The sequence below is a fragment of the Pseudomonas sp. ZY71 genome, from assembly GCF_036542145.1.
GTDB lineage: Bacteria > Pseudomonadota > Gammaproteobacteria > Pseudomonadales > Pseudomonadaceae > Aquipseudomonas > Aquipseudomonas koreensis_A.
In genome coordinates, this window is record NZ_CP144274.1 from 213236 (window position 1) to 228708 (window position 15473).

Consider the following 15473-nt stretch of genomic DNA (forward strand, 5'->3'; position numbering starts at 1 on the left):
GGCAAATCCCATTCAAAGGAGCAGCACCATGAGCGCATCCCTTCGCAGCGTTGACGGTCAGGACGAAAGCGCCATCTTGCGTGAAATCCAGAGCGCCCTGCGCGATCTGCGTTTCGGCGCGGTGGAGATCACTGTGCATAACGCGCAAGTCGTGCAGATCGAACGCAAAGAGAAATTCCGTTTGCAGCAACCGGGCAAACAACCGGGCTGAGTTGAAGATCAAAAGATCGCAGCCTGCGGCAGCTCCTACAGGGGGCTGTGTGCAGGAGCTGCCGAAGGCTGCGATCTTTAGCCGGCACACCCGATTCCAGATATTCATAAGAAAAAGCCACCACCAAGAATTCCAGGAGCTTTCACCATGTCGTCGATTCGCCGTTACGCTTTGGCCGCCCTGGCCAGCGCTGTGTTTGCCGGTTCCGCGGTTGCCAAGGATTACGAACTGCTCAACGTGTCGTATGACCCGACGCGCGAGCTGTATCAGGACTACAACGCTGAATTCATCAAGTTCTGGCAGAAAGATCACGCTGGCGACACCGTTAAAATCCAGCAATCCCACGGTGGTTCGGGCAAGCAGGGCCGTGCGGTGATCGACGGTCTGCGCGCTGACGTGGTGACCCTGGCCCTGGCTGGCGACATCGACGAAATCGCCAAACTCGGCAAGACCCTGCCCGCCGACTGGCAGAAGCGTCTGCCGGAAGCGAGCACGCCGTACACCTCGACCATCGTCTTCCTGGTGCGCAAGGGCAACCCGAAAGGCATCAAGGACTGGGGCGATCTGGTCAAGAACGACGTCTCGGTGATCACGCCGAACCCGAAAACCTCCGGCGGCGCGCGCTGGAACTTCCTCGCCGCCTGGGCCTACGGCCTGAAAGCCAACGGCGGTGACGAAGCCAAAGCCAAAGAATACGTACAGACCCTGTTCAAGCACGTGCCGATTCTCGACACCGGTGCACGCGGTTCGACCATTACCTTCGTCAACAACGGTCAGGGCGACGTGTTGCTGGCCTGGGAAAACGAAGCGTTCCTGGCGCTGAAAGAAGATGGCGGCGCCGACAAGTTCGACATCGTCGTGCCGTCGCTGTCGATCCTCGCCGAGCCACCCGTGGCCGTGGTCGACAAGAACGCCGAGAAGAAGGGCAACGAGCAGATCGCCGAAGCCTATCTGAAGCACCTGTACAGCCCGGCCGGTCAGGAGATCGCCGCGAAGAACTTCTACCGTCCGCGTGACAAGGACGTGGCCGCCAAGTACGCCCAGCAGTTCCCGAAACTGGATCTGGTGACCATCGACAAGGACTTCGGCGGCTGGAAAACCGCGCAACCGAAATTCTTCAACGACGGTGGCGTGTTCGACCAGATTTATCAGGCGCAGTAATCTGACCCACAACGAGCCTACTGTTTAGGCACACCACATGTGGGAGCGAGCTTGCTCGCGAAGGCGGTATTTCAGGCGACAGGGATGTTGACTGATACTTCCTCTTCGCGAGCAGGCTCGCTCCCACATTGATGCGTTTTTAACCAAGGACTTTTATGTCGCGTCGTATCTCCCCCGTCATACCCGGCTTCGGGCTGACGCTGGGCTACACCTTGGTGTACCTCAGCCTGATTGTGCTTATCCCGCTGGCGGCGATGTTCGTCCACGCCGCTCAACTCACCTGGGATCAGTTCTGGGCGATCATCTCCGCACCACGGGTGTTGGCCGCGTTGAAGCTGAGCTTCGGCACCGCGCTGTGCGCTGCGATCATCAACGGCATCATCGGCACCTTGCTGGCCTGGGTGCTGGTGCGCTACACCTTCCCGGGGCGCAAGGTGATCGACGCGATGATCGATCTGCCGTTCGCCCTGCCGACAGCGGTGGCCGGTATTGCGCTGACTGCGTTGTACGCGCCGGCTGGACTGGTCGGCCAGTTCGCTGCCGACCTCGGTTTCAAAATTGCCTACACCCCGCTCGGTATCACTCTGGCGCTGACCTTCGTCACCCTGCCGTTCGTGGTGCGCACGGTGCAGCCGGTGCTGGCCGACATTCCCCGTGAAGTCGAAGAAGCTGCCGCGTGCCTCGGTGCGAAACCGTTGCAGGTGTTCCGCCACATCCTCGTACCTGCGCTGCTGCCTGCCTGGCTCACCGGTTTTGCCCTTGCGTTCGCGCGTGGTGTCGGCGAGTACGGTTCGGTGATATTCATTGCCGGCAACATGCCGATGAAAACCGAGATCCTGCCGCTGCTGATCATGGTCAAACTCGACCAATACGATTACACCGGCGCCACTGCCATCGGCGTGCTGATGCTGGTGGTTTCCTTCGTCCTGTTGCTGCTGATCAATCTGCTGCAGCGGCGCATCGAAACCCCATAAGGAGGCGCGAACATGTCCCAATCGTCTATTGCGGCCGCCTCTTCGGCCAACGCTGCACGCCGTGGCAGTGCCACTTCGCGCAGAATCCTGATCGGCCTTGGCTGGCTGGTTTTTTTCCTGTTTCTGCTGCTGCCGTTGTTCATCGTGGTATCGCAGGGCTTGAAAAATGGCCTCGGTGCGTTCTTCACCGCGATCTTTGAACCGGATGCACTGTCGGCACTGAAACTCACCGTATTCGCCGTGTTGATTTCTGTGCCGTTGAACCTGGTGTTCGGCGTCAGCGCTGCGTGGTGCGTGAGCAAATACTCGTTCCGCGGCAAGAGCATGCTGGTGACCCTGATTGACTTGCCGTTCTCGGTATCGCCGGTGATCGCCGGTCTGGTCTACGTGCTGATGTTCGGTGCGCAGGGCCTGTTCGGACCTTGGCTGCAGGATCACGACATCCAGATCGTCTTCGCCTTGCCGGGCATCGTGCTGGCGACGATCTTCGTCACCGTGCCGTTCGTGGCTCGTGAACTGATCCCGCTGATGCAGGAACAAGGCACGCAGGAAGAGGAGGCCGCGCGTTTGCTCGGCGCCAATGGCTGGCAGATGTTCTGGCATGTCACTGTGCCGAACATCAAGTGGGGCCTGATCTATGGCGTGGTGTTGTGTACCGCGCGGGCCATGGGTGAATTCGGTGCGGTGTCGGTGGTGTCCGGGCACATTCGCGGGGTGACCAACACCTTGCCGTTGCACGTCGAGATCCTCTACAACGAATACAACCACGTGGCCGCGTTCGCCGTGGCGAGCCTGTTGCTGATCCTGGCGCTCTTCATCCTGCTGCTCAAGCAGTGGAGCGAAAACCGTATCAACCGCCTGCGCGCCAGCGCCGCGGAGGAATAATTCATGTCGATCGAAGTGCGTAACGTCAGCAAGAATTTCAATGCCTTCAAGGCGCTGGACAACATCAGCCTGGACATCCACAGCGGTGAACTGGTCGCGCTGCTCGGCCCATCGGGCTGCGGCAAGACCACCCTGCTGCGGATTATCGCCGGTCTGGAAACCCCGGATAACGGCAATATCGTCTTCCACGGCGAAGACGTTTCCGGTCACGACGTGCGTGATCGCAACGTCGGTTTCGTCTTCCAGCACTACGCCTTGTTCCGCCACATGACCGTGTTCGACAACGTCGCCTTCGGCCTGCGCATGAAACCGAAAAACCAGCGCCCGAGCGAAAGCCAGATCGCGACCAAGGTTCACGAACTGCTGAACATGGTGCAGCTGGATTGGCTGTCGGATCGTTATCCGGAGCAGTTGTCCGGTGGTCAGCGTCAGCGCATCGCTTTGGCCCGTGCCTTGGCGGTCGAGCCGAAAGTACTGCTGCTCGACGAACCGTTCGGCGCCCTCGATGCCAAGGTACGTAAAGAGCTGCGCCGCTGGCTGGCGCGCTTGCACGAAGATATCAACCTGACCTCGGTGTTCGTGACCCACGACCAGGAAGAGGCGATGGAAGTCGCCGACCGTATCGTGGTGATGAACAAGGGTGTGATCGAGCAGATCGGCTCACCGGGCGACGTCTACGAAAACCCGGCCAGCGATTTCGTTTATCACTTCCTCGGCGATTCGAACCGCTTGCTGCTGAGCGACGACAACCACGTGCTGTTCCGCCCGCATGAGGTGTCGTTGTCCAAGCATGAGCTGGAAGATCACCATGCTGCTGAGGTGCGTGATATCCGGCCGTTGGGCGCGACCACGCGGGTGACGTTGAAGGTAGAAGGGCAGACTGATCTGATCGAGGCCGAAGTGGTGAAAGATCACGACAGCCTGATCGGCTTGGCCAAGGGTGAAACCCTGTTCTTCAAACCCAAGGTCTGGCAGAAAGTCGCCAGCCTCTAAGATCAAAAGCTTCGCGAGCAGGCTCGCTCCCACAGGGAATTCGGTCGGACTTGAATTTTGTGTTCAGCACCAGTCCACTGTGGGAGCGAGCTTGCTCGCGAAAGCGATTCAGACAGCCGCACGATTCGGATTAACCCGCACAACCCCCGCCCGCGCCTCGATCTGCTCTTTCAACTCATGCCGCATCCCGAGCATGAACGCCAACTCGGCCACGACAAACAACGGCCCGACAATCAGCCCCGACACATCATCGACAAACGCCGGTTTGCGCCCTTCATAGTGATGCCCGACAAACTGGATCACCCAGCCAACGACAAACATCGCCAGCCCGCTGCTCAACCAGACCATGGTGCTCTGCTGCGCCAATACATGCCCGGCCCAGACCGACAGGCCCATCAGCACCGTCATCAATACCCCGAGCTTCAATTCCAGACGCAGGTAAAACCACGCCGAGGCCAGCGCCAACACAACGGCTGGAGATATCCACAGCCCGTCCAGCGACCATTCCGGGCGCGACAACAACACCGCCACGGCCACCACAATCAGCGGAATGCCGATAAAGTGGCTGGCGATGTTGCGCGGGTCACGGTGGTAGGCGGCGTATTGACTGAGGTGGTCGACGAGGCTTTTCATTGTTGTTCCTCCGGTAGGGTTGATCGCATCATCCCTCGGGATCAGGGTTCGCTCTGTCAGGCAGGCGACAATCCAGGAGTGTTTATGCAAATTCGTTCGCGATTGATGACCGGCCAGTGGTTCAGTCATCTGCCGGTGTCCTTTCAGGATAGTCTGCTCGCGGCGGCCCGCGAGCGGCGGCTGACGGCAGGGCAGCGCTTGTTTCAGCGTGGAGATGCGCCGTGCGGCTTGTACGCAGTACTCGACGGCACGGTGCGCATCGGTGCGGTGAGTGAGCAGGGCAAAGAGGCGTTGTTGAGTCTGATCGAGGCGCCGCACTGGTTCGGCGAAATCTGCCTGTTCGATGGCCAGCCGCGCACCCATGATGCCTACGCTGTGGGGCCGTGCACGCTGCTCAATATCCCGCAGGCACCGTTACTGAAGCTGCTTGATGAAAATCCAGTGTACTGGCGACACCTGGCGCTGCTGATGAGCCACAAACTGCGCCTGGCCTTCATCAACCTCGAACAACTTAGCCTGCTGCCAGCCCCGGCGCGTTTGGCCCATCGCTTGCTGATGATCGCCGAAGGCTACGGCGAACTCGACGCGCCACGCCGGGTACTGCAACTGCCGCAGGAGCAGTTGGCATCGATGCTGTCGCTGTCGCGGCAGACCACCAACCAGATCCTCAAGGATTTGCAGGGGCAGGGGATTATCGGGCTCGGGTATGGCGAGATCGAGATCCTCGACGCCGCACGATTGCGCGCCCTGGCCACGATCTAGGATCCAACGCCGAACCATTGTAGGAGTGAGCCTGCTCGCGATGGCAATCTGTCAGTTGATCAATCTGTGACTGACAGATTGCCATCGCGAGCAGGCTCACTCCTACAGGGGGATTTGTGTAGGGCTCAGGAACCGCGATAGGTCGAGAAACCGTACGGGCTGAGCAGCAGCGGGATGTGGTAGTGCTGATCGGTCTGCTTCACTTCAAAGATCACCGGAATCTCCGGGAAGAACGTGTCGTGCTTGACCTTCTTGAAGTACTCGCCGGTCTTGAACACCACGCGGTATTCACCCGCTTCAAAAGGCTGTTTGGCCGGGAACAGCTCGGCGATCCGCCCCTGTTCATTGGTCGTGCCCTGGGCCAGTGGCTGCCAGTTCTGGCCGACGTGTTTTTCCAGGGTCACGTCGATGCCCGGCGACGGCAGGCCGTTTTCCAGGTTGAGCACGTGCACGCTCAACGGATTGCCGGCGGCCAGGGCCAGGCTGGAAAAAGCGCTCAGGCCGAGCGCGGCGAAGGTCATGCGCATAGTCGTCATGAATGAAATTCCTTATTGGGAACGGGTTATGGCCAGACCGGTTTTCTCGGCAGCCTTGATCGCACAGTTTTCGTCTTGCTCACCGCCGCCGGAACCGGCCACGCCCATCGCGCCCACCAGTTCAGTGCCGAGGAACAGCGGGATACCGCCGCCAAGCAGCAGCAATTCATCGAGGGTGTTGAGGTTGGCGGTTTCCGGGTTGCTGCGAGCGCGTTCGGCGAACAATCGGGTCGCGGTTTTCGTCGACAGCGCGGTGTAAGCCTTGCGCTGGCTGGCAGCGGTGTTGTGCGGGCCTACGCCATCGCCGCGCAGGGTCACTAGCAGATTGCCGCCCCGATCGAGCACCGACACCGTGCCGGTGCAATTGGCCATTGCCGTGTCGGCGAGAAGGCGTGCAGTTTTCAGGTCGAGGTCGGCGTGACGCGGCAGCTCAGGGCTGGCGACAGCGGCACCACTGAGGCCGATCATCAGGCTTGCAACGAGGAATTTAACGGTCATGGACAGCCTCCAAAAGCGAAGGTCGCCACCTTAATCGTCGGTCCTCGTCAGAACCTCGTCAGTCTGATTACAAGTTTGTAATGGGCAACGCCGCCGAAGGCGCCTAGCCTGTGTGTCTGAATAATCGAGGTGTGCCATGCGTTTGCTGGTCGTAGAAGATGAAGCCAAAACCGCGAATTTCCTCGCCAAAGGCCTGGGCGAGTCGGGTTTCGCCGTGGACGTGGCGCTCAATGGCCTCGATGGCCGTTACTTTATCGAGCAGCAGGAATATGACCTGATCATCCTCGACGTGATGCTCCCCGGGCTCAATGGCTGGCAATTGCTGCAGCTGATCCGCCAGCGCGGCGCCACGCCAGTGCTGTTCCTCACCGCCAAGGACGCCATCGAAGACCGCGTGCGCGGCCTCGAACTGGGCGCCGACGATTACTTGCTCAAACCCTTCGCCTTTGCCGAACTGCTCGCGCGGGTACGCACGTTGTTGCGGCGCGGGCCGATGCGCGAAGCCGAGTCGTACACCATCGCCGATCTGGAAATCGACGTACTGCGTCGCCGCGTCAGTCGCGGTGGCCAGCGCATTGCCCTGACCAACAAGGAGTTCGCCCTGCTGCAATTGCTCGCCAGTCGCCAGGGCGAAGTGCTGTCGCGCACGCTGATCGCCTCGCAGGTGTGGAACCTGAATTTCGACAGCGACACCAACATGGTCGAAGTCGCGGTGCGCCGTTTGCGCGCGAAAGTCGATGACCCGTACATGCCGAAACTGATCCACACCGTGCGCGGCGTCGGTTATCAGTTGGAAGCCCCTGAAGATGCGCTCTAGGTCGATCGCCTGGCGCCTGGCGCTGGCGTTCGCATTGGTTTGCGCTTTGGTGTTGAGTGCGATTGGTGTGTTTCTCTATCGCTCGCTGGCCTCGGAAATCGCCTACCGCGACGACCTCGCGTTGCTCGGTCGACTGGAGCAAGTGCGCGCCTTGCTCGCCGACAGCGACAGCCTGGGGGCTTTGCAGGCTCGACCACGTTTGTATCAGAACATGCTCGGCAATCTCGACAGCCTGTTGCTGGTGCGGCGTGCAGATGGGTCGAGCGTGATCGCCATCAATCCACGGCAACGCGCTTTGCCCGCGCTGAACGCGATCCCTCGCGAGCAAACGCCACAGCGTCCCGATGTGCTGACGTGGCAAGCGCCGGACGGTGCCGAGCTGGCACTGTTGTCCGGCGAAGCGCAGGGGCCGAACGGCGAGCCGCTGACCGTCATCGCCGGCAAGGTGTTGAGCGAGCGCGAGCAGATGCTCGGTAGCTATCGCTTGCGCTTATATCTGTCGGTTGGACTCGGCGCGTTGCTCGCTTTTGCCTTGGGTTTACTGCTGCTACGACGGGGCCTGCAACCGCTACGTCAGTTGAGCGAAGCGGTACGCGGCATCGATCTGCGTAGCCTCGATCAACGCCTGCCCGCCAACGGCACGCCGGCAGAACTGCTTGAACCGGTGCAGGCGCTCAACGGCATGCTCGCGCGGCTGGACGACAGCGTGCAGCGCCTGTCGCAGTTCTCCGCTGACCTCGCCCACGAGATTCGTACGCCGCTGCACACGCTGTTGGCGAGCAACGGCCAGGCGCTGAATCATCCGCGCAGTACCGAGGAGTATCAGGAAGTCCTGGCCTCTAACATGGAAGAGTTCGAGCGACTCAAACGCATGGCGGAGAACCTGATGTTCCTCGCTCGTGCGGAGCAGGCAGAACGTGCGCTCAATCTGCAATTGCTGGATCTGCACAGCGTTGGCGGCGAACTGTGTGATTACTTTGAAGCCTTGGCCGATGACCGCGATCTGCGGCTGGACAATCAACTGCATGGCGAACTGCTTGCCGATCAGCAATTGCTGCAACGGGCGCTCGGGAATTTATTGGCGAATGCCGTGCGCCACGCTGACTCCGGAACCGTGATCAGCTTGCGCCGCCGCGACGAGTCGGGCTGGTGCTGGTTACAAGTGCACAACCATGGCCCGGCCATTGCGGCGGAGCATCTGGGCAAACTGTTCGACCGTTTCTACCGCGTCGATCCTGCACGGGCAGAGCCGGGGGATTCGGGTGGGTTGGGGTTGGCGATTGTGCAGTCGATCATGCAGTTGCATGGTGGGCAGGTGCGGGTGGGCAGTGATGCTGACGGCACCGTTTTTGAGCTGGGTTTTGCGTTGAATTAAAGGGCCCCTTCGCGAGCAGGCTCGCTCCCACATTTGGAATGCGTTCCCCCTGTAGGAGTGAGCCTGCTCGCGATGGCGCCAGATCAGACAAACTGATTCTGGATCAGCGCAACCCATCGCGAAACTGCCCCGGCGTCATCCCCGTCCAGCGCTTGAAAGCACGGCTGAAACTACTGGTGTCGGCAAACCCGAGCAAATAACTCACCTCACTCAACGAACACTGCGGATCGCGCAAGTGCAGCAACGCCAGATTCTCGCGGCTCTCGTTGAGCAACGTATCAAAGCGACAACCTTCATCCGCCAGATGCCGTTGCAGGCTGCGCAAACTCAGGTGCAAGGCTTGGGCAATGCGTTCAGCACTCGGCTCACCTTCCGGCAGTTGTTCTTCAATCGCGTCGCGCACCTTGCGCTCCCAGGTCAGCGGCTGGAGCTGAGCCATGGTGCGTTTGAGCACCGCTTCGTTGTGTTCGGCAAGTTCCGGGTTGGCGTCGTCGAGGTGGCTGTCGAAGTCGGCGAGGGCGAATTCCAGGCGATCCTCCGCACAACCAAAATGCACCGGAGCGCGGAAGACTTTGTGCCATTGGTGCGCATCGCTCGGCTCCGGGCGGCGCAGGTAAACGGCCAGCGGCGCGTAATCGCGACCAAGACGATTACGGCAGGTGCGCACGTAGATCGCGGTAAACGCATCGATGGCTTCGAAGGCTGGCGCCGGATTGCCTGACGGAATTTTCAGACGGAATTGATAGCGATCATCGCTGCGGTTCAGCTCCAGCTCCAGCGCATCGCTGACCACCGGGTGATAGCGCACGATACGTTCGAACACCTCGCGCAAACTGCCGCTGGCCACCAGCGCATACCCGAGGGCATGGAACGTGGTAGGACTGACAAAGCGCGACACGCGCAGACCAAGCGCCGGGTCGCCGCTGACCTGCACGGCGATTTCCCACAGGCGCGTGGTGCCGGACAGCGGATAGCGCGCGTTGGGGTCGTCCATCAAATTCGGATCGAGCCCGGCCTGTTGGCACAGGGCAGTGCTGTCCAGCCCCAGCGCATCGAGTTGCTTGCGCAAGGCACGGGTCCAGCTGGCGAGAGAGGTCGGTTCCTTCATGCTGATTGGCGCTTCCGGTCAACAGGTTGGCGTTCTCGGCTACCGCAATTGAAGCCTTGGCGAGGCACGATGCGAACATCATAAACCCGAGGATGGAAGCATGGACGGTACTTCTGCAAGTCCCCAACGACACAATGCGGCCCAGCGATCAGCGCATATTCGCCAAGTGGTGCTGGCCAAAGGCGTCGAATTGCGCGAACGCTACCCGATTCTCAAGCATCAGGATGCGCTGGGGGCGGGGATTCTGGCCTTTGCCCTGATCGGGATGATTGGCTCGGCGGCGCTGTACATCACCGGCCATATGGCGTGGTGGGTGTGCCTGTTGCTCAACGCGTTTTTTGCTTCGCTGACCCATGAGCTGGAACATGACCTGATCCACAGCATGTATTTTCGCAAGCAGCGTGTGCCGCACAATTTGATGATGGGCCTGGTGTGGCTGGCGCGGCCGAGCACGATCAATCCATGGATTCGCCGGCATCTGCACCTCAATCACCACAAGGTCTCCGGCACTGAAACCGACATGGAAGAACGCGCGATCACCAACGGCGAGCCGTGGGGTCTGGCGCGTTTGCTGATGGTCGGCGACAACGTGATGTCGGCCTTCATCCGCTTGCTGCGGGCGCCGACCTGGGCGCACAAGTGGAGCATTCTGAAACGGGTTTTCAAAGTCTATGCACCGCTGGCGCTGGTGCATTGGGGCGCGTGGTATGTGTTTCTCGGTTTTCACGCGGCCAATGGCATCGCCTATCTGCTGGGCGCGCCGATCGAATGGTCAGCGACCACATTGTCGGTGATGCAGGTGATCGATATCGCCGCTGTGGTGATTATCGGCCCGAACGTGTTGCGCACGTTTTGCCTGCACTTCATCAGCTCGAACATGCATTACTACGGCGACGTCGAGCTGGGTAATGTGCTGCAGCAGTGCCAGGTGCTCAACCCTTGGTGGTTGTGGCCGTTGCAGGCGTTCTGCTTCAACTTTGGCAGCAGTCACGGGATCCATCATTTTGTCGTGAAGGAGCCGTTTTATATTCGTCAGATGACGGTGCCGGTGGCGCATAAGGTAATGCGTGAGATGGGCGTGCGGTTTAATGATTTTGGGACGTTTGGGCGGGCGAACCGGTTTGTTCGTCGGGATGAGGTTGTGGTGGCAGGGGAGGCGGTGGAGGCCTGACAGAAGGCGCCCTCACCCTAGCCCTCTCCCGGAGGGAGAGGGGACTGATCGGGGGATATTGGGGAACTACGCCGACCTGAATGTTTTTCTTCGAATCCATAATCGACCCAGTTTTTCAGGTCGATGTTTGACGAAAGACACCTCGGTCAGTCCCCTCTCCCTCTGGGAGAGGGTTAGGGTGAGGGGCTTTTGATCTTTCCCTCAATCCGGCTGAAACGGCGATTCGCTGAGGATCACCCCGGTCTCCTCGACATACTGCTGCCAATGCCCGATCAACGCGCTGAGCTTGTCCGGCTGACTCACCGCCAGATCATGAATCTCTCCCGGATCGCTGGCCAAATCATAAAGCTGCCAAGTCGCCGGCCCGACCGGTCCCGGGATCCACACCGCTTTCCACGACCCCTGCCGAATCGCCCTTCGGCCAAACAATTCCCAACCCGTCACCGTGTGCTCGTCATGCACCTGCGCAGTCTCACCCGACAAGAACCCCAGCCACGATTTGCCACGCAACGGCGCCACCGGTTTACCGTGCCACAGCTTGCCCGGATGACGCACGCCAGCCAGATCGAGAATGGTTGGCGTGATATCCATCACCGTGCCGAAGCCATGGCTGATCTGTCCTTTGATCGCCAATTGCGGATAGTGCAACAGCGCCGGCACGCGAATCCCGCCCTCGGTGGTAAAAGCCTTGAACAGCCGCGACGGTGCGGTAGCCACTTGCGCCCAGTTCGGCCCGTACCAGACGTAAGAATTGGCCCGGCCAATGTTGTCGAGGCTGTTGTCGTAATGCTGGCTGAGGTACGTCACCAGTTCCGGGCCGAATTTGGGGAACGCTTCAAGCAGCGCACCTTCGGCACCGTTGTCAGACATGAACAGGATGAACGTGTTGCCGAGCTGCCCTTGCTGGCGCAGATAGTCGACAACCCTGCCAATGTTCCAGTCCATGCGCTCGACCATCGCCGCGTAGACCTCCATGGCCCGCGCGGAAATCTGCTTTTGTTCCTCGCTCAATGCGTCCCACTGCTGGGTCAACTGAATCAAAGGATGCGGCTCGACGTCTGGCTCAATCAGGCCGAGGGCTTTGAGTTTTTCCAGTCGCTCCAAGCGCAGCACTTCAGGGCCGGCGTCATAGCGCCCACGGTATTTCTCAACGATCTCGGCAGGCGCCTGCAACGGCCAGTGCGGCGCGGAGAACGGCAAGTAAGCGAAGAACGGCCGGGTCTGGTCACGTTCCTTGAGGTACTGCAGCAACTTGTCGCCGAAGGCATCGGAGGAATAAAAGTCCTTCGGCAACTCATCAAGGAAAGTATCGTCCTCGATGTACAGCGCCGGAGTGGATTTCAGCAGGCCGGGCGTTTGCTCATCGTAGGTCGGCTCGAAACCATAGTGATTGGCCGCGCCTGGCAGCAGCGAAAACGAGCGCTCGAAACCCCGCGCATGGGGCGCCAGTTCAGCCTTCAAACCGAGGTGCCATTTGCCGCTCATCAAGGTTTGATAACCGGCCTCGCGCAGCAACTCCGGCAGCGCCACCACGCGGTCGTTGAGGTAGCCCTCATAACCCGGTTTACCGATCAGTTCCGGCGTCAGCGTTTCGGCCATGGTGCCGATGCCGGCGATGTGGTGATCGGTGCCGGTGAGCAACATCGAGCGGGTCGGCGAGCAGGTCGGTGCGGTATGAAAATCGGTGAGGCGCAGGCCATTGTTGGCCAGGGCATCAAGGTGCGGCGTGGCGATTTCGCCGCCGAACGCGCCGATGTCGGAGAAGCCAAGATCGTCGGCCAGAATCACCAAAAAATTGGGACGTTGCGGCATCGCAAAACTCCTGTTCAGCAGGCAATGAACGTCAACGGCAGATCGCGGATCTGTACCGGTACGCTCGGTTGGTAATGGTCGTCACTGGTCAGTTCGTGCAGCAGCTCTTCACGCAACTGATGGAAGTCGAAACTGCTGCGCTGGCGCGGGTGCGGCAGGGCGATGTCGACCACTTGCTTGATCCGCCCCGGGCGCGGCTCCATCACCACCACGCGGTCGGCGAGGAAGATCGCTTCTTCGACGTCATGGGTGACGAGGATCGTGGTGATTTTTGCGCGGTCGCGAATCGCCAGCAGTTCGTCCTGCATTTGCTGGCGGGTCAGCGCATCAAGCGCGCCGAACGGTTCGTCGAGCAGCAGAATTCTTGGACTGGCAACCAGGCCGCGAGCAATCGCCACACGCTGGGCCATGCCGCCGGAGAGCTGGTGCGGATAGGCGCGAGTGAAGTCGCGCAGGCCGACCAGATCGATGAAGTCGTTGATCCGTTGTTGTTTCTGCGCAGTGCTCAGCGGCTCGTTGACCAGACCCAGACCGATGTTGTCGGCGACGGTCAGCCACGGGAATAAACGGTGTTCCTGAAAGACGATGCCGCGCTCGCCGCCAATGCCGCTGACGGCTTTGCCATCCACCGTGATCTGCCCGCGAAACTGCGTATCAAGACCCACCAGCAAACGCAGCAAGGTAGATTTGCCGCAACCGCTGGAACCGACAATGGCGACGAATTCGCCCTCGGCGATGTCCAGATTGAATTCGCGAATCGCCTCCAGTTCGAAACCGTCGACATCGAAGGATTTGCCTACGTGGGTGAAGCTGACAATCGGTGCGTTCATGCGTGTCTCCAGCGGGTCGCGCGAATTTCCAGGCGTTGGCCAATGAGGTTGAGCAGGGCGCCGGTGAGACCGACGAAAAGCATGCCGGCCATGATCAGATCCATGCGCAACAACTGTTGTGCGCCGATCATCTGGCTGCCGATGCCGCCGTTGGACGGCATGAAATATTCAGCACCGATGGTGCCGAGCCAGGCGTAGATCAGGCTCAGCCTGAGCCCTGCAAAAATCCCCGGCGCAGCGCCCGGCAACACCAGTCGACGCAGGCGTTGGCCGAGGCTGAGGCGCAGGACTTGAGCGGCTTCGTTGAGTTGTGGCGAGAGGTTGGCGACGCTGCGTTGCGTGGCGATAAACAGCGGAAAGAACGCGGCGAGGGCGACGAACACCCACTTGGCCAATTCGCCGAGACCGAACCATGCGGTAAGCAGCGGCACCCAGGCGAAAATGGCGATCTGGCGGAGGGCGGCGAGGGTCGGACCGAGCAGGCGTTCGCTGGTGCGCGACAAGCCCAGCAGCAAGCCGAGGGCGAAACCGAGTCCGCCGCCCAACAGCAAACCGCCGAGGGTGCGACTGAGGCTGAGCGCCATGCCGCTGATCAACGTGCCATCAAGCAGACCGTCCCATGCCGTGCTCAAAACGGCCAACGGGCTGACCAGAATGTTGGCATCGACCCACTGCAGTTCGTTTGCCAATTGCCACAGCGCCAACAAGCCCAGCGGCAGCAGCCATGGCTGCAGACGCTGCCAGCCTGCATAGCGCGGGCCGCGACGAATTTCGGCGGTGGCCGGATGCGGCCAGTGCACCAGTTTCTTGTCCAGCAGGCCGATGCCGCGATCCATCGCCACACCAATCAAACCGATCACCACGATGCAGACGAACACGATGTCGAGCATGAACAACTGCCGCGCCCAGACCATCAGGTAACCGATGCCTTCACTGGAGGCCAACAGTTCGACCGCCAGCAACGAAGTCCATCCTGCGGCCAGCGCCAGGCGCACGCCAGCCATGAACGCGGGGAGGGCAGCGGGCAAGACCAGGCGGCGCACCAGCAAGTGCGGCGGCAGACGCAGAACCGCGGCGGCTTCGCGCAGTTTTGGTTGTGCGTCGCGTACGCCGACTAGCGTATGCAGGGTCACCGGCACCACCACCGCTTTGATCAGCACCACCAGTTTCAGCACTTCGCCGATGCCGAAAAACACCATGAACAAGGGAATCCAGGCCAGTGTCGGTATTTGCGACAGGCCGGCGAAGGTCGGGAAGATCAGGCGTTCGAGACGTCGGCTAAAACCCAGCGCAGCACCCAGTACCGCGCCCGCCGAAATCCCTGCGAGCAACCCCCAGAACAAGCGTTGCAGGCTGATCCACAAATGGCTCCACAACTCGCCCTGCGACAACTCGACAGCGCTGTTCCATACCAGCGAAGGCGCGGGCAGGATCTGTTCGCTCATCCACTCATTACGCGCGGCCAGCCACCACAGGGCGAACAGGCTCAGGGGCAGCAGCCACGGCAACAGACGTTGGTTCAGGCTGGGCCAGGTACGGCGGCTTTTCAGCGGCGGCGCGGGGAGTGGGAGACTGAGCAAGGATTGGCGGGCCATGGGTGACCTCCGTTGTCGGGTTGGCTCAAGATCAAAAGATCGCAGCCTTCGGCAGCTCCTACGGGGGGAATGCGTCCTTGAATTGACCCCTGCAGGAGCTGCCGAAGGCTGC

16 protein-coding genes are annotated in these 15473 nt (G+C 60.6%); 9 read left to right on the forward strand and 7 right to left on the reverse strand.

The window, feature by feature from the left end:
• Positions 1–28: 28 nt before the first annotated feature.
• The 5 genes from oscA to VY732_RS00910 all read left to right on the forward strand — a co-directional run bounded on the left by oscA (position 29) and on the right by VY732_RS00910 (position 4224).
• Positions 29–211: a sulfur starvation response protein OscA gene (gene oscA / locus VY732_RS00890; protein WP_077570118.1), complete on the forward strand. Its 183-nt coding sequence runs from the start codon at positions 29–31 to the stop codon at positions 209–211.
• Between the two features lie 147 nt (positions 212–358).
• The gene (locus VY732_RS00895) at positions 359–1372 is read left to right on the forward strand and encodes a sulfate ABC transporter substrate-binding protein (RefSeq protein ID WP_038367242.1); all 1014 of its coding nucleotides are present in this window, start codon (positions 359–361) and stop codon (positions 1370–1372) included.
• Between the two features lie 155 nt (positions 1373–1527).
• The gene (gene cysT, locus VY732_RS00900; protein ID WP_008080019.1) at positions 1528–2346 is read left to right on the forward strand and encodes a sulfate ABC transporter permease subunit CysT; all 819 of its coding nucleotides are present in this window, start codon (positions 1528–1530) and stop codon (positions 2344–2346) included.
• A 12-nt stretch (positions 2347–2358) separates the two neighbouring features.
• Positions 2359–3231 carry a sulfate ABC transporter permease subunit CysW gene (gene cysW, locus VY732_RS00905; protein WP_038367233.1) on the forward strand — a complete coding sequence of 291 codons (873 nt, stop codon included), beginning with the start codon at positions 2359–2361 and terminating at the stop codon, positions 3229–3231.
• A 3-nt stretch (positions 3232–3234) separates the two neighbouring features.
• Positions 3235–4224, forward strand: a complete 990-nt coding sequence (locus VY732_RS00910) for a sulfate/molybdate ABC transporter ATP-binding protein (RefSeq protein WP_007963490.1) — start codon at positions 3235–3237, stop codon at positions 4222–4224.
• Positions 4225–4332: 108 nt separating this feature from the next.
• On the opposite strand, the gene VY732_RS00915 is transcribed toward VY732_RS00910, so the two are convergent.
• Positions 4333–4857 (reverse strand): Mpo1 family 2-hydroxy fatty acid dioxygenase, encoded by a 525-nt coding sequence (locus VY732_RS00915; RefSeq protein WP_331693427.1) that lies wholly within the window; start codon positions 4855–4857, stop codon positions 4333–4335.
• Positions 4858–4941: 84 nt separating this feature from the next.
• Between VY732_RS00915 and VY732_RS00920 the strand changes: the two genes are divergently transcribed.
• Complete coding sequence (locus VY732_RS00920; protein WP_331693428.1) at positions 4942–5619, forward strand: Crp/Fnr family transcriptional regulator; 678 nt, start codon at positions 4942–4944, stop codon at positions 5617–5619.
• Positions 5620–5744: 125 nt separating this feature from the next.
• On the opposite strand, the gene uraH is transcribed toward VY732_RS00920, so the two are convergent.
• Both uraH and VY732_RS00930 read right to left on the reverse strand, forming a co-directional pair.
• Positions 5745–6155, reverse strand: coding sequence for a hydroxyisourate hydrolase (gene uraH, locus VY732_RS00925; protein WP_331693429.1), 411 nt, complete (start codon positions 6153–6155; stop codon positions 5745–5747).
• Positions 6156–6167: 12 nt separating this feature from the next.
• Positions 6168–6653, reverse strand: coding sequence for a GlcG/HbpS family heme-binding protein (locus VY732_RS00930; RefSeq protein WP_331693431.1), 486 nt, complete (start codon positions 6651–6653; stop codon positions 6168–6170).
• Positions 6654–6789: 136 nt separating this feature from the next.
• Between VY732_RS00930 and VY732_RS00935 the strand changes: the two genes are divergently transcribed.
• Complete coding sequence (locus tag VY732_RS00935; RefSeq protein WP_077570128.1) at positions 6790–7470, forward strand: heavy metal response regulator transcription factor; 681 nt, start codon at positions 6790–6792, stop codon at positions 7468–7470.
• Entirely contained in the window at positions 7460–8845 is a 1386-nt protein-coding gene (locus tag VY732_RS00940; RefSeq protein ID WP_331693433.1) for a heavy metal sensor histidine kinase, read from the forward strand. Before VY732_RS00935 ends, VY732_RS00940 begins: the two co-directional genes overlap by 11 nt.
• A gap of 103 nt (positions 8846–8948) precedes the next feature.
• Here the strand turns inward: VY732_RS00940 and VY732_RS00945 are convergent, their stop codons facing one another.
• A complete protein-coding gene (locus VY732_RS00945; RefSeq protein WP_077570132.1) occupies positions 8949–9953 on the reverse strand; it encodes an AraC family transcriptional regulator in 1005 nt (334 codons plus the stop codon).
• A 100-nt stretch (positions 9954–10053) separates the two neighbouring features.
• Here VY732_RS00945 and VY732_RS00950 point away from each other — a divergent pair, with 100 nt between their 5' ends.
• Positions 10054–11124 carry a fatty acid desaturase gene (locus tag VY732_RS00950; RefSeq protein WP_331693435.1) on the forward strand — a complete coding sequence of 357 codons (1071 nt, stop codon included), beginning with the start codon at positions 10054–10056 and terminating at the stop codon, positions 11122–11124.
• Between the two features lie 201 nt (positions 11125–11325).
• Here VY732_RS00950 and VY732_RS00955 read toward each other — a convergent pair whose 3' ends face one another.
• The 3 genes from VY732_RS00955 to VY732_RS00965 are packed head-to-tail and all read right to left on the reverse strand — an operon-like array spanning position 11326 to position 15361.
• A complete protein-coding gene (locus VY732_RS00955) occupies positions 11326–12936 on the reverse strand; it encodes an arylsulfatase (RefSeq protein ID WP_331693437.1) in 1611 nt (536 codons plus the stop codon).
• A 14-nt stretch (positions 12937–12950) separates the two neighbouring features.
• Positions 12951–13766, reverse strand: a complete 816-nt coding sequence (locus tag VY732_RS00960) for an ABC transporter ATP-binding protein (RefSeq protein WP_123592903.1) — start codon at positions 13764–13766, stop codon at positions 12951–12953.
• Complete coding sequence (locus VY732_RS00965; protein ID WP_077570140.1) at positions 13763–15361, reverse strand: ABC transporter permease; 1599 nt, start codon at positions 15359–15361, stop codon at positions 13763–13765. The genes VY732_RS00960 and VY732_RS00965 overlap by 4 nt, the downstream gene beginning before the upstream one ends.
• Positions 15362–15473: the final 112 nt, after the last annotated feature.